12 protein-coding genes are annotated in these 13673 nt (G+C 48.1%); 10 read left to right on the top strand and 2 right to left on the bottom strand.

Annotated features, from left to right (window positions below; all coding sequences use genetic code 11):
- Nucleotides 1–43 precede the first annotated feature (43 nt).
- Both ACQY6Y_RS02400 and ACQY6Y_RS02395 read left to right on the top strand, forming a co-directional pair.
- Nucleotides 44–1480, top strand: a complete 1437-nt coding sequence (locus tag ACQY6Y_RS02400; RefSeq protein ID WP_428378715.1) for a PTS ascorbate transporter subunit IIC — start codon at nucleotides 44–46, stop codon at nucleotides 1478–1480.
- A 110-nt stretch (nucleotides 1481–1590) separates the two neighbouring features.
- The gene (locus ACQY6Y_RS02395; protein ID WP_428379938.1) at nucleotides 1591–2478 is read left to right on the top strand and encodes a class II fructose-bisphosphate aldolase; all 888 of its coding nucleotides are present in this window, start codon (nucleotides 1591–1593) and stop codon (nucleotides 2476–2478) included.
- Nucleotides 2479–2580: 102 nt separating this feature from the next.
- Here ACQY6Y_RS02395 and ACQY6Y_RS02390 read toward each other — a convergent pair whose 3' ends face one another.
- Nucleotides 2581–4245, bottom strand: coding sequence for a putative manganese-dependent inorganic diphosphatase (locus ACQY6Y_RS02390; RefSeq protein WP_428378714.1), 1665 nt, complete (start codon nucleotides 4243–4245; stop codon nucleotides 2581–2583).
- 227 nt (nucleotides 4246–4472) lie between these two features.
- Here ACQY6Y_RS02390 and ACQY6Y_RS02385 point away from each other — a divergent pair, with 227 nt between their 5' ends.
- From ACQY6Y_RS02385 to ACQY6Y_RS02350, 8 genes are all read left to right on the top strand, one after another.
- Complete coding sequence (locus ACQY6Y_RS02385) at nucleotides 4473–5435, top strand: L-lactate dehydrogenase (RefSeq protein ID WP_428378713.1); 963 nt, start codon at nucleotides 4473–4475, stop codon at nucleotides 5433–5435.
- Between the two features lie 43 nt (nucleotides 5436–5478).
- A complete protein-coding gene (locus ACQY6Y_RS02380; protein ID WP_428378712.1) occupies nucleotides 5479–6714 on the top strand; it encodes an iron-containing alcohol dehydrogenase in 1236 nt (411 codons plus the stop codon).
- 9 nt (nucleotides 6715–6723) lie between these two features.
- A complete protein-coding gene (locus tag ACQY6Y_RS02375) occupies nucleotides 6724–8163 on the top strand; it encodes a PTS galactitol transporter subunit IIC (protein ID WP_428378711.1) in 1440 nt (479 codons plus the stop codon).
- Nucleotides 8164–8353: 190 nt separating this feature from the next.
- Entirely contained in the window at nucleotides 8354–9172 is an 819-nt protein-coding gene (locus tag ACQY6Y_RS02370; protein WP_428378710.1) for an aldo/keto reductase, read from the top strand.
- A gap of 268 nt (nucleotides 9173–9440) precedes the next feature.
- Nucleotides 9441–10238, top strand: a complete 798-nt coding sequence (gene rhaD / locus ACQY6Y_RS02365) for a rhamnulose-1-phosphate aldolase (protein WP_428378709.1) — start codon at nucleotides 9441–9443, stop codon at nucleotides 10236–10238.
- Between the two features lie 22 nt (nucleotides 10239–10260).
- A complete protein-coding gene (locus tag ACQY6Y_RS02360; RefSeq protein ID WP_428378708.1) occupies nucleotides 10261–11673 on the top strand; it encodes a PTS galactitol transporter subunit IIC in 1413 nt (470 codons plus the stop codon).
- A 30-nt stretch (nucleotides 11674–11703) separates the two neighbouring features.
- Nucleotides 11704–11973, top strand: a complete 270-nt coding sequence (locus ACQY6Y_RS02355) for a hypothetical protein (RefSeq protein ID WP_428378707.1) — start codon at nucleotides 11704–11706, stop codon at nucleotides 11971–11973.
- A gap of 67 nt (nucleotides 11974–12040) precedes the next feature.
- The gene (locus ACQY6Y_RS02350) at nucleotides 12041–12772 is read left to right on the top strand and encodes an SDR family oxidoreductase (protein ID WP_428378706.1); all 732 of its coding nucleotides are present in this window, start codon (nucleotides 12041–12043) and stop codon (nucleotides 12770–12772) included.
- A 9-nt stretch (nucleotides 12773–12781) separates the two neighbouring features.
- Here ACQY6Y_RS02350 and ACQY6Y_RS02345 read toward each other — a convergent pair whose 3' ends face one another.
- On the bottom strand, nucleotides 12782–13576 hold the full coding sequence (locus ACQY6Y_RS02345) for a DeoR/GlpR family DNA-binding transcription regulator (RefSeq protein ID WP_428378705.1): 795 nt from the start codon (nucleotides 13574–13576) through the stop codon (nucleotides 12782–12784).
- Nucleotides 13577–13673: the final 97 nt, after the last annotated feature.

The raw sequence follows: 13673 nt of genomic DNA, 5'->3' as shown, positions 1-13673 counted from the left end.
CTTATCAAATTAATCAATATAAATCCCCATGGGAGGGGTTGAGATGGAGTTTTTAAAGGACTTACTGAGTCAGCCTGCTGTAATTGCTGGCATAGTTGTTCTTATCGGCTTGTTGGCGCTGAAGAAGCCAGCAACTGAGGTTGTAACTGGTACAGTAAAAGCTATTTTGGGCATGGTAATTCTCTCAGCAGGTGCTACGCTCATTACCGGCGCTCTTACCAACTTCTCAGCGCTATTTGAAGGCGCGTTCAATATGAAGGGAATTGTTCCTTCAAATGAAGCAGGTATGGGTATAACACTGGGTAAGTTTGGTACGGTAGCTACCTTTATCTTTGTATTTGGCTTGGTACTTGATATTGTTCTTGCTCGTTTTACAAAGTTTAAGTTCATCTTCCTTTCGAGTGATCATGCCCTATATATGGCGTGTGCCATTGCTCCATTCCTTATGCTTGCCGGTCTTGACACCGTTCCTGCAATTATTTGTGGATCGCTTATCCTGGGTGTTATCTTGGCGACATTTCCCGCAATGGTCTACGAGCCTATGAAGAAAATTACTGGTGATAATTGTTCGTTTGCGCACTTTGGCACTATTGGGTATTGGTTTAGTGCCAAACTTGGAAAAATTGTTGGCAAGAATTCTTCCTCAATTGAAGAGATACATTTTCCAACAGCACTTAACTTTCTCTCCGATTCCAATGTGTCTGTGTCTCTCGTTATGGCAATCATGTTCTTCTTGGTTACTGGGTTTGCTCCCGCTGATACCGTAGCGGAGCTTGCGAATGGACAAGATCAGTGGGTATGGGCATTTTTCCAGGCAATTAATTTCGCTGCAGGTATCTATGTGCTGGTTGCTGGCGTGAATGTACTTCTTGAAGAAATTACTCCAGCATTCCGTGGCTTCTCCGAAAAGATTGTTCCAAATGCAGTCCCAGCCTATCCATTTGCTGTTCTTTTCAAGGGTACAAGCAATGCTTTGATTGCCGGTTTCCTGCTTTCTATGCTCGGTGGTGCCATAGCCATGGGTATACAAATTGTCTGCGGCTTGCCAGTGGTGCTTTTTGCTTCTGGTATCGTGTTTCACTTCTTCTGTGGTGGCATAGCTGCCATCTTCGGAAATGTTACTGGTGGTCGTCGAGGTGCATTAATTGGTCCATTTATTATAGGTTTTGCTATGACATGGGCACCAATTCTGACGATTACATTCTTGGGTGCACAGTTCCCAGAGTATGCTACGACATTCTTCTCAGATGCAGACTTTAATGTGGTTTCAATCATCTTGGGTGCTCTTGCCCAGATGGGCCCAATGCTTATCTACGTTCTTACTGCTGTTGTAATTCTCTTCCCCTTTGTGGCAACCGCGCTTTCGAAAAAGAAGTCTCCTGATCCCACAATTCCTGAGGGAGCTCCAGATATTGACCTTATCAGTGGCAAGCGTCGCGATACTTCTAAGGTTTCATCTGCGGAGAACAAGAAAGAATAGATAATTTGACATTAAATTCCAGTCAGCCTAAACAAAATTTAGTACTGACTGGAATTTGCAAGGCAGTAATAAAAAGGGTGTTAGGACACCCTTTGGAAAGGAAGTATACCGTGTTAGTAAATCTCAGAGATATAACAGCAATTGCAGAGCAAAACAATATGGCTATTGGAGCCTTCAACTCTCCAAGTTTAGAGGCGGTACGAGCTGCAATTGATGTCGCTGAGAAGCTCGGGTATCCCGTTATTATTGACCACGCAGAAGGACACGAAAGTTTTGTTCCGCTTGATTCAATCGGGCCTGTAATGGTGGCACTTGCAGAGCGGTCAAGTGCTCCGGTTTGCGTGCATCTTGATCACTGTGAGCATCTTTCATATATGCGTCGTGCTCTTGAAATGGGATTTACGGGTGCCATGTTTGATGGCTCCATGCTTCCATATGATCGAAATGTTGAACTTGGTGCACGAGCAGCCGAGATGTGCCACGATTTTGATTGTGGGCTAGAGTGTGAACTTGGGTCCATGGGAAAGCGTGAAAATGGCGCTGGCCATGAGGACGAGAATGTCGACACTCCAGATGCAATCTACACCAATCCTGATGATGCAGTCGATTTTATCGAAGCTACTAACTGCGATATTCTTGCAGTGTCTTTCGGTACTGTGCATGGTATCTATAAAGGTGAGCCGCATCTAGACTTCAACGTATTAAGTGAAATTCGCAAGCGTACCCATACGCCGCTTGTTATGCATGGTGGCTCGGGCGTGTCGGATGAAGATTACCATAAGGCAATCGATGTAGGTATTCGTAAGGTGAACTACTACACTTATGGTGCTAAGTTTGCTGGCGAACGTGTGCGTAAAGTTATTAAAGACTACGAAGAAAAGGAAGATGGTGCCATAGTATATTGGCATGATATGACCATGGCTGCTTATGATGAGCTGTGTAAAACATTTGAACACGTTATGCAGGTATTTGCTAACGGAGCAGGACCGATTGCCTAGGTCCGTGAAGCAAAAGCTTTCTTAAAGAAGAGGCGTTGTTTTTTCAACAACACCTCTTCTTCCTTATTAATGAGGACTATATAGTTATCCGCTTCTTCACACTTACTCTTCCTCAGAGAAGCTCTGAAGTGTAGACATAAGCGGCGGTGTTACCTGCTTCTTACGGCTTACAACACCCTCGAGCACAGCGATGCCATCTTCTGGCTGAACGCCAAAGGCATGCTCGATAACCTCCTCGGCATTATCGCCCCAGTAGAGAAGGTCGGAGGTCTGTGTCTTAACATCGGTGAACAGATAGAAGACGAGCGGAATTTCATTGGCGGCAGCACCTTCGCTGAGGTAGGGGCCAACGAGCTTCTCGGCTGCGCGGCGGCTATTCTCCGTCATGAAGCTGCCCTGTCCGACACCAAATCGAACATTGCCACGGGAGAATACCTTGAAGTCGGAGTTAAAGACTTCCTCTGCGGTACGGCCGGTCAAATCTGCGCCAGCATCAAACATGGCGTCGGCATAGGTCTCAATATCCTCGCCGCAAATCTCAGCGAGTGCCTTGCCAGCGCGGACATCGCGTGGCGTGCAGGTGGGGGAGCGGAAGCACAGCGTATCAGACAGAATTGCCGACATCATAAGGCCGGCGATGTTAGCGGGGATCTCAACGTCGTTCTCTTTGAAAATGCTGTAAATGATGGTGCAAGTGCATCCAACTGGCTCATTGCGGAAGACAACCGGTCCATCGGTTTCGATAGAACCAATGCGGTGGTGGTCAACAATCTCCATGATCTCCGCCTGCTCAAGACCATCAACCGCTTGGCTGCGCTCGTTGTGGTCTACGAGGATAACGTGCTTACGTCTGACATCGATCATGTTTGCCGAGCTTACGACACCACAGTACAGGCCATTCTCATCGGTAACAGGGAATACACGATGCTGCGTGGCAGCCATGGACTTCTGTGCGTCGTCAATAGAGGTGTTAACAGAGAAGCGCAAGATTTTATCGCTCGGAAGCATCTTTGCGCGTACCGGAATAGACATGGTAACCAAGCGAGCTGCTGCATAGGTGTCGTATGGGGTTGCGATAATGGCGCAGCCATTGCGCTCGGCGGAAGCAACGACACGCGGAGAAACGTGTGCATCGCAGCAAATGATGAGGCACTGAGCACCGCAATCCACGGCAAACTGCTGTGTTTCGTAGCGGTTGGTGCAGAGAACGATATCGCCCTCTTCGACCATGTCCTCCATCATTTCAGGGGTGGTGCCGACGCACATTTTGCCGCTTGTAATAACCTGCTCAGGATCGCCAAGCACCATGGTGGCATCGAGCGTAGAGAGGATGTTCTCGTATCTGGTTCGTGAGGTGGCTAAAACCTCAGTATCGAGAATATCCATGTTGGCATTGGCGATATCGCGCACAGCAATAAGGCCCTTGAGGTCGCGCCTATCGTCAACAATACAAAGCGTTCCAGCCTTTTCGTCACGCATAAGATTCCAGGCAGTGAACAAGCTTGTTTCGGCATCAATGCCGGGAAGGGGGGTGATTTTAATGTCTTTAATCTGCGGGGTAACCGTGGTGATAAGGGGTGGCTCTTCGAAGCCAAAGTGCTTGAGTACAAAAGCGGTCTCACGGTTGATTGCACCGGCGCGGCGTGCTTCGTAAATGGGCTCGCTAATCTGATTTTTGAGATAAGCGTATGAGATAGCAGAGCAAATACTATCGGTGTCAGGATGCAGATGACCAATTACATTAACTTTGCGAATAGCCTCGGCCATAGAAACTCCTTGATGCGTTGTGAGGACATACGTCGTTACGTACATATTGCTTCTCATTTTGCCACGTACTGGCGTGATTTTTCATTCCACTTACAAACCACCACCGAATTCCCGCTTCCGTCTACCGTCTGCCGCGTTCGTTGTGCGTTGCGCTATCAATTTGACGTCATTTTGCGGCGCACGTCCTACTATGACTGACGGGATGTTGATTGAAGGGAGCGCAGTTTATGCATACCGGTGATTTGAGAACAAGAAAAGCCGTCATTATTGGCGCGGGTCGCGTGGGGTCTCATGCGGCATTGTGTCTCATGTTTCAACATTTGGTGAATGAGATTGTCTTTCTTGATGTAAATAAAGAAGCTGCCTACGCACAGGCACTCGACTTGGATGACCTGGCATCATCGTTGGGCGATTCGTTCCGCATTCGCGTTGGTGACTACTCAGATTGTGCCGATGCACATTTCGTCATTCTTACAGCAGGGCGCTCTCGTCATCCGGGCGAGACGCGCCTGCAAATGCTCGATGGCACCGTTAAGGTTCTCAAGAACATTGTTGGCCCCATTCGTGAATCGGGCTTCCACGGAATTCTGATTAGTGTGTCAAACCCCGCAGACATTGTGACGGAGTATTTGTATCGCAATCTGAATCTGCCACGCGGTCAAATTTTTGGTACGGGCACAGCACTCGATTCTGCTCGTTTAAGGCGTGTGCTCTCCGAGATTCTTGATGTGAATAGTCGCCAAATTCAGGCATTTTGTATGGGTGAGCATGGTGACTCCATGTTTGTGCCGACCTCGCGTATTGCAGTGGAAGGTATGGCACTGCGTGAATATCTTTCACTCAGGCCAGACATTGTTGGGCGTGTGGACTACGACGAAGTTATGAAACGCGTGCGTGAGAGCGGTTCGACCATTGTGAGTGGCAAGGGGTGCACTGAGTTTGGTATTGGTTCAGTCATTGCCACGCTTGTAACGGCTGTTCTTCATGATGAGAAGCGCGTTATTCCGCTTTCGGTACACCTTGATGGCGAATACGGCGAGTCTGGCATTTCAGTTGGTGTTCCCTGCGTTATTGGCGATGATGGCGTAGAGTCAGTTCTTGAAATTGATTTGTCTTATGAGGAGCGTAAGGCTATGCGTTCTTCGTGCTCTATTATCCGTGAAAATCTTGCCCATGCACTGGGGGAGTAGCACACACCGAAGAACTCGTTAGCTTCATGAAGAAAGGGAACCTATGAATAACTTTTCTTTCAATTGTCCAACAAAGTTTGTATTTGGGCGCGGCACAACCGACCAGACTGGTGCTCAGTTAGCAGCGCTGGGTCATCGTCATGCGCTTGTCGTATATGGCCAAGGTTCTGTTGTGCGCACAGGCACGTTGGGGCGCGTGCTGGCTTCGTTAGATGAGGCTGGCGTGAGCTATGTTGAACTTTCCGGAGCACGTCCTAATCCCGAGATAGAGCTTGTTCGTAAGGGCGTGGAGCTTGCCCGCAACGAGAAGGTCGATGTTATTCTGGGTGTTGGTGGTGGTTCTACTATTGATACTGCTAAGGCTATTTCGCTTGGTGTTCCCTATACGGGCGATACCTGGGATTTATTTAGCCGTGCAGCACAGCCAATTGCAGAGGGTAAGCCTCCTGTTGCCTGTGTGCTGACAATTCCGGCGGCTGGTTCCGAGGCATCTGATTCCTGCGTTATTACCAATGATGAGAAGTGCCTGAAAAAGGGACTTTCAACAGACCTGAATCGTCCTGAGCTTGCCATTATGGACCCCGAGCTCACCTTTACACTTCCGCCTTATCAAACAGCCGCAGGCGTTACCGACATGTGCGCTCACATTATGGAGCGCTATTTCTCCGGCGCCGATGCTGTTCCTGTTACCGATGGTATTGCCTGTTCATTGCTGCGCACGCTGATTGCTGAAGCTCCTCGCGCGCTTGCGAATCCTGAGGACTACGACGCGCGTGCCAATATCATGTGGGTAGGCATGCTTGCTCACAACGGCATTGCTGGTGTTGGGCGCAATTTGGTGCCAACCTCGCGTGCTGGTGGATGGGAGAGCCACGGTCTGGAACACGAACTCTCAGCCCATGATCCAAAGATCGCTCATGGTGCTGGTCTTGCTGTTATTTTCCCAGCTTGGATGCGCTATGTGTGGCGTGAGAATCCAGAAAGATTCTTGGCGTTTGGCCGCGATGTCTTTGATATTGAGCCCGTCAATCCGGAAGAGGATGGCGTAGATATTACTGCCGAGCAAGCGGTTGCCGACGCGGTTGAAGCGACCATCGATGCACTGCAAGAGTTCTTTGTATCAATGGGTATGCCTTCGACGCTGGGCGAGCTTGGCATTACTGAGGCTGATATTGACGCTTTAATTCAGACACTTGAGCAGAACAAAGGGGCTGAATTCGGAGAGTTTAAGCGTCTAACCATGGAGGACGCTCGCAACATTTATATGTCGGCGCTGTAAGGGGACAACATGGATATCCTGAGTGGCGTTATCGACTACGTTCTTAACGATCTGGGCTCTACCGTAACTCTTTCTATACTCATGCTTCTGCTCGGCCTCATTGTTGGCATGAAGCCTGTTAAGGCAATTTCTGCTGCCGTCATGTTTGGCGTGGGTTTTTCGGCCATGTCGCTCGTTATCGAGTACATGACAAATGCCATTAGCCCTGCCGCTGAGGCCATGACAGAAAGTGTTGGAAAGTCGTTTGAGATTGTAGATGGCGGCTGGCCCACACTGGCACTTATTACCTGGACGTGGCGGTCGGCGTTTTTGCTATTCCCACTGCAAATAGCGATAAATGCCATCATGTTTGCGATGGGACGGACAAAGACGCTCAATGTCGACCTTTGGAATGTATGGGGCAAGGCCTTTATGGCACTTGTCGTTGAATACGTCACAGGATCGTTTATTGCAGGCATGATAGTGGCATCCCTGCGTATTGTGCTGGAACTTGTATTGGGCGATGCGATTCAGCCGCGCATTTTTAAGCACACGGGACTGCCTGGTGTAACCTGCCCCCACTCAGGATTGCTCCATATGGCAACGCTTTATCCGATTGATTTGTTGTTGCGTAAAATTCCTCTTCTTAACCGAGAAAGCTTTGATGCAGAGTACCTGCGTTCAAAGATTGGCATTTTTGCCGAGAACCACATCATGGGCTTTATTTTGGGCATCCTTTTTGGTTTGATGGCGCGCTATAGCTTTGCTCAAGCGTTGGTATTGGGCTTTTCTGCGGCATGCGCTATGACCATGCTGCCCATTGCTACCGGGCTCTTTGGCAATGCGCTTACGCCCATCTCGGATGCCTGTCGCTCATTTATGGAGCGCCATGCCAAGGGACGTGAGGTTCTTATTGGTCTCGATATTCCTATTCTTTTGGGCAATACGGAGATCTGGGCAGCCTCTATGGTGTCGGTACCGTTCACGCTGCTTTGGGCTGTTATCATGCCTTGGAACAACATGCTGCCCTTTGCAGGAATTGTTAACTATGGCTGCGGTCTGGTTGCTTATTACGTGTGCAATGGCAACCTTCTGCGCATGGTTCTTCTTATGGCAGGCGTTTCGGCTCCTCTGTATTTGTGGTGCGGAAATGCCGTTGCGCCCGTGGTGAGCGATTTGGCGCTCAACGCAGGTATTATTCAGAGCGGTTTTATTTCCAACTCCGGTATCGATTGCCCGCTCTTCACCTACGCATTCTCGTTCCTAAGCCAAATAACACAGGGCAATTTCTTGCCACTGATTATGTGTGTCTACTTTGCCTTTGGATACTTCCTGCTTATCCGTGATCTTCATCGTGAAGAGGCGGAGAAGCGTGGTGATAAGGACGTAAGCGCTGCACAAACAGCAGAAAACACCGCCTCACCCGATGCTGCGGCTGTTGTTGAATCAGTGAGCACAGGAGATAATTAGAGCAATATTTGGCTTAAATAGAACATTTGGCAGAATGCTTTTATCGGCAACTCACGCTAGAGTCATAGATAGAGAACGCGGAATAAAACAGGAGAATGTTCAGTTGGTTTTATCGAAAGAATCCTGTGTTTAGACGTGTTCACACAGCAGCAAGTTTTGGTTAGCTCGGTAGAGGAATGAGAGGATGAGCATGGAGTTTGTAACCTTCAATAACGGCGTTACGATTCCGCAAGTTGGTCTTGGTGTATTCCAGACACCTGATGGCGAAGAAACTGCAAATGCTGTTCGCTGGGCACTCGAGGCAGGCTATCGCCATATCGATACCGCTAAGGTATATGGCAATGAGGCAAGTGTTGCTGAGGGTATTCGCCAGAGTGGTGTGGCTCGCGAAGACATCTTCCTGACTACTAAGCTGTGGAACGATGATATTCGCGCTGGTCGTTTCCGCGAGGCATTCGAGGAGAGCCTGGCTCGTCTTGATACCGACTATGTAGACCTGTATCTCATTCATTGGCCTGTGGATCGCCGTCTTGAGGCATGGGCAGAGATGACACGCCTGTATGAAGAGGGTAAGATCCGCGCTATTGGCGTAAGTAACTTCCAGCAGCATCATCTTGAGGAGCTTGCTGAAGTTTCTGATATTGTGCCTGCCGTCAATCAGATTGAGTCCAATCCCTACTTCAACAACCAGCCGCTGGTTGATTACTGCCTTGAGAAGGGCATTCAGGTTGAGGTCTGGAGCCCGCTTGGTGGTACTGGCGGAAGCATTCTCGATGACGAGCGCATTGCGCCAATTGCAGAGCGCTATGGCAAGAGCCCCGCACAGGTAGTCATTCGCTGGCACTTGCAGCGTGGCACCATTTGCCTGCCCAAGTCTACGCATCAGGAGCGCATTGTTTCCAACCTTGATGTATTTGACTTCGAGCTGTCTGACGAGGATATGGCTGCTATGTTTGCACTGGAGCGTGGTACCCGCACTGGTGCAGACCCAGATAACTTTGATTTCTAATTAACAGAACTTCAAAGCAGAACGGTTTATCACAACTGTTATCTATCGTTTTGTTTGTTGGGCCCAGACTTCTTGTCTGGGCCTTTTTCTATTTGCATGGTAAAGAAGATGTCCCTCCTTTCTTCTTCTCCTATATCTCCATTCACCTACGAAAATCATCCGTTTGTCTCTAAAAATAGATAAAAGTAGATACTAAGCTAGATAAAACTCGAGATTAAATTAGGATGATACCTAGTTAAAAAGAGATATATGAAGAAAGGAAAACGAGATGGACGAGATTGAACAGAGTCCACTGTTCGAGGAGGCGATAACCTCCTGCCATTATTTTTGGCAGGCGGGATGGGGTGAATTTCACGCCGGCAATCTCACCTACCTTCTTGATGATGATGAAGTTGCCGAGCTCTCAAAGTATTTTTCTCATAACCCAGTAAAAGTACCTGTTGAGTTTGATACCTGTGGTCTTGAGGGCAGATATTTTCTTGCCACGCGTACCGGGGGGTCATTCCGTACGTTGCCACAGCGTGTTGCGCGTGATATGGGCATTATTCGTTTGGGTGCAGGTTATTACGAGATTCTTTGGGGTTATGACAATGGAGAGGGTAGGCCAACGAGCGAGTTGCCGTCACATCTTCTTTGCCACGTCGCACGACTAGCATCTAATCCCGAGAACCGCATTGTGATGCATGTTCATCCGACATACATCAATGCGATGACCACGCTTGCACCACTTGATAGCCATGAATTTACTCGAGCGCTGTGGTCGCTCAATTCAGAAGGCATTGTTGTTTTCCCTGAAGGTGTAGCAGTTCTTCCTTGGATGGTTTGTGGCGATGGGCCAATTGGTCCTGCTACTGCAGAAAAAATGTCTGATAAGCGCGTTGTTATCTGGCCATATCACGGCATTTTTGCCGCGGGAAAAGGCTTTGATGAGGTCATTGGCCTTATCGAAACAATTGAGAAGTGTGCGCAGGTCTATGTGAGTGTTAATGGCGCCCCAAAACATTGCATTACCAATGAAGAACTGCGCAGTTTGGCTGATCACTTTGGTCTTGTAGCGGATATCTAGAACAAAGGAAGGGAGTCGGTAGATGGACGTTCTTGCTACAGTATTTCAGAGCGTGCTTGACCTTGGTGCGGCGGTGTTTTTGCCCATCGTTATGTTCATTATTGGCATAATTGTGGGAATGAAGCCCGGAGAGGCTATCTCAGCTGGCCTGATTCTGGGTGTTGCTCTTGTAGGTGTTAACGAAGTACAAACCTTCATGAGCAATACGGTTGGTGTTGCCGCCCAAGCATTTGTCGAGAATACAGGCATTCAACTTACGGCACTTGATATGGGCTGGGCTCCAGCGGTTACACCTTGTTGGGCATGGCCTTATGCATTCCTCATGTTCCCAATTCAAATTGGAATCAACATGATAATGCTCTTCATTAAGCAGACCGATACCCTCAACGTTGACATGTGGAACGTTGTAAACAAGATTTTCACTGCTTTTATCGTTACATACGTTACTAATAACGTACTTCTTGGCTTTGTCTTTGCTTCCATTGAGGTAGTTCTTGAGCTTAAGAACTCTGACCATATGAAGAATCAGGTTACTGAGCTTACGGGAATTCCTGGTGTAGGCCTGCCTCACCCAATTTTCTTGGAGAATGTCTTTTTCTATCCGATCGCCCGTCTTCTCGATAAGGTAATGCCTGAGTCGAGCAAGATCGATGCAGCAGCCTTAAGGCGTAAGATCGGCATCTTTGGCGAGAACCATATCCTGGGCTTTATTATCGGTACTGCAATTGGTTTGCTTGGAAATCAGGGTGTTGCAGCTCTTATGACCGGTGTGCAGGCGGGTTGCGCACTCACATTGTTCCCCATGGTATCCAAGCTCTTTATGCAGGCACTTTCTCCCATTTCTGAAGTAGCTAATGGATTTGTTAAAAAGCATTTCCCTGGCCGCGAAATGGTCATTGGTCTGGACTGGCCCATCCTTGCTGGTGCTCCAGAAATCTGGGTAACCATTATCCTTACGATTCCTGTTGCTCTTGCTGTTTCCGTTATCCTCCCGGGTAACACGGTTCTGCCATTTGGCAACTTGATGACAGTTGCAGTCGCTGCTCCTGCATATGTTGCTTGCAAGGGTGACCTTCGCAAGATGCTTATTATCAGCTTCCTCTGGGTTCCAGTATTCTGCTATGCAGCTACAGTGTTCTCTCCGATGGTTACCGCTCTCCAGGCAGAGACAGGCGCAGCACTTCCGGCTGGCCAAATGATTGGCTGGTGGGGCATGGACGACTCCGGTTTGCGTCTGGCACTCATTGAAGCTGTACAGCTCAATCCTATCGGTATTGCAGTGCTCGTTCTGTTTGCAGTGCTGGCATTCTTCTACTTCCGCTGGATGAATCAAGAAGAGCATGCTGCAGCAGTTCGTATGGGTTGGATTTCTGACGAGCCTGAAACGAAAGAAACGGACGATACAGCAACCGCTTCTGTTGTTGAGGAAAAGTAAAAGTTTGTTATGAAAGGAGAAAAGCTAGACATGCGTGCTTCAAATCATAAAATACGGCGAATGGCCTGGTACATAGGTGTTCTGTTTGCTGCAGTACTCACAGTTCTAGCTTTTCTTACCAGAAACCTTATGCTTACCATTGCGCTGGTGATTCTTGTGTGGGCACTGAAACGCAATACCGATCTTGTCTCAATAGCCGATGTCTATCGTGGCAAAGGTGTTACAGATGAGATGTTTGATAATGGAAGCGCTCAGAAAATGACACAAGCTGAGGCCGCTAACGACGTTCACCATTCGTAAGCAATTTAGAAATCACCCCTAACGGATTGTTAGGGGTGATTTATGCGTAAAGGAATGAGGAGGGCTTATGGGTTGTAATTCCATTGCAGGATATCGTGCTGTGGTAACAGGAGCAGGCTCGGGAATCGGCAGGTCGTTGGCACTGAGACTTGTAGATTTGGGTTGCAATGTTGTTATTACCGGAAGAACTAAAGAGAGGCTTGATGCAGTGTGTAATGAAGCATCAGGCGCTGGAAGCATACAGTCATTTCCTATGGATGTTGGGGAACCCACTGATGTTGTTCGCCTGGCAACACATCTTCAGGAAATGGGTGGGGTAGACATCATCATTAATAATGCAGGCGCGCTGGTAAACACTTCGATAGATGAAACGAGCATAGATGAGTTTGATGCGGTAATGCGCACAAATGTACGAGGCCCCTTCCTCATGTGCAAAACATTCCTTCCGCAGCTTCGTTCAAGTGAGCACGGAACGATTATCAATATTGGTTCTGCAGCCTCTCATAATGCTTATCCAAATCAAACAGCCTACGGGGCGTCTAAACATGCACTTCTTGGCATGTCTAAGTCTCTTGCTCGTGAACTTGCAAAAGATGATGTGCGGGTGCACGTCCTATGCCCAGGTGGAATTGCAACAGGCATGCTTTCTGGTGTGCGAGATGATTTGCGTGAGCAAAAACTTATGACACCAGAAGACATTGCCGATATTGTTGAATTCCTTCTTACGCACCGCGGGAATGCAGTTATTGATGAGATAGACGTTCGTAGGTGCGGAAAAGAGCCCTGGCCTTGGTGCTAAAAACACTTATTAGGAAATAAGCTCTATTTCTGGATTTGCCTTTTTTATACGATCGGCCATTTCAGCAGGGAATGGCCGTTCAGTAACAATGCCGTCTACATCATCAACACCTAAGAAAGAAGAAAGCGCAACAACAGCTGTTTTGCTTAGATCCATCAAAACATAGCTTGTTGAAGCACGTCGTGCGTAAGTAGCCTTTATTTCCGCCTGATCAAAGGTTTCTGTAGTAAAGCCGCCTTCCGGTGAGAAGCCCGTTGTGGAAATAAAGGCTTTATCTGCATTAAGCTCTGAAAGAGCACGCAGGACAGTGATTCCATTGCTATATCGATGACCAGGCCTAATATAGCCGCCTAAGAAGAAAGTTTGAGAGTTTGGAAGAGTTCGTTCTGCCAAGGATGCAATTTCAAGGTCGCTGGTAATAATCGTTAGACCCTGAAGCTCTGTAAGATTGCGTACGAGCTCTATTGTGGTCGTTCCCGTGTCCACAATAATGCAGTCGCCATCGTTTACGAGTTCTGATGCAAGTTCACCTATGCGTTGCTTGGATTCGCTGTGCTGCGCCAGACGCTGTTCGTAGCGTATGGCATCTGTTGGCTTAGAAAGAGGAATAGCTCCACCATGGCAACGGCGTAGCTTACCCTCGGCTTCCAGTTCATCTAGGTCTGCTCGAATGGTAAAAGCAGACACATCAAACTCCTGCGTTAAATTGCTTACGAGAACTTTTGGTTCGACGTTCAGTTTTTCCAAAATTTTTGAACGACGTTCTTCAGGAAACAATTTCTTTGAGGCCTGCTTGTCCTGCATACCTACACCTTTCATCAGCGCCCCATAGCGTAAAAACAATTCTGGCATATCTGCCCTTGAAGCGTCTTGAGCTATTCAATCCTATCTTGCTACATAT

Source organism: Olsenella sp. Marseille-QA0557, from assembly GCF_965119725.1.
Taxonomy (GTDB): domain Bacteria; phylum Actinomycetota; class Coriobacteriia; order Coriobacteriales; family Atopobiaceae; genus Coprovicinus; species Coprovicinus avistercoris.
This window is presented reverse-complemented; position numbering and strand designations above follow the sequence as displayed.

What these genes read in the sequence shown, in the direction of transcription:
- ACQY6Y_RS02400 (WP_428378715.1), top strand. Translation starts at nt 44, where the DNA reads ATGGAGTTTTTAAAGGACTTACTGAGTCAGCCTGCTGTAATTGCTGGC.
- ACQY6Y_RS02390 (WP_428378714.1), bottom strand. Translation starts at nt 4,245, where the DNA reads ATGGCCGAGGCTATTCGCAAAGTTAATGTAATTGGTCATCTGCATCCT.
- ACQY6Y_RS02385 (WP_428378713.1), top strand. Translation starts at nt 4,473, where the DNA reads ATGCATACCGGTGATTTGAGAACAAGAAAAGCCGTCATTATTGGCGCG.
- ACQY6Y_RS02380 (WP_428378712.1), top strand. Translation starts at nt 5,479, where the DNA reads ATGAATAACTTTTCTTTCAATTGTCCAACAAAGTTTGTATTTGGGCGC.
- ACQY6Y_RS02375 (WP_428378711.1), top strand. Translation starts at nt 6,724, where the DNA reads ATGGATATCCTGAGTGGCGTTATCGACTACGTTCTTAACGATCTGGGC.
- ACQY6Y_RS02370 (WP_428378710.1), top strand. Translation starts at nt 8,354, where the DNA reads ATGGAGTTTGTAACCTTCAATAACGGCGTTACGATTCCGCAAGTTGGT.
- rhaD (WP_428378709.1), top strand. Translation starts at nt 9,441, where the DNA reads ATGGACGAGATTGAACAGAGTCCACTGTTCGAGGAGGCGATAACCTCC.
- ACQY6Y_RS02360 (WP_428378708.1), top strand. Translation starts at nt 10,261, where the DNA reads ATGGACGTTCTTGCTACAGTATTTCAGAGCGTGCTTGACCTTGGTGCG.
- ACQY6Y_RS02355 (WP_428378707.1), top strand. Translation starts at nt 11,704, where the DNA reads ATGCGTGCTTCAAATCATAAAATACGGCGAATGGCCTGGTACATAGGT.
- ACQY6Y_RS02350 (WP_428378706.1), top strand. Translation starts at nt 12,041, where the DNA reads ATGGGTTGTAATTCCATTGCAGGATATCGTGCTGTGGTAACAGGAGCA.
- ACQY6Y_RS02345 (WP_428378705.1), bottom strand. Translation starts at nt 13,576, where the DNA reads ATGCAGGACAAGCAGGCCTCAAAGAAATTGTTTCCTGAAGAACGTCGT.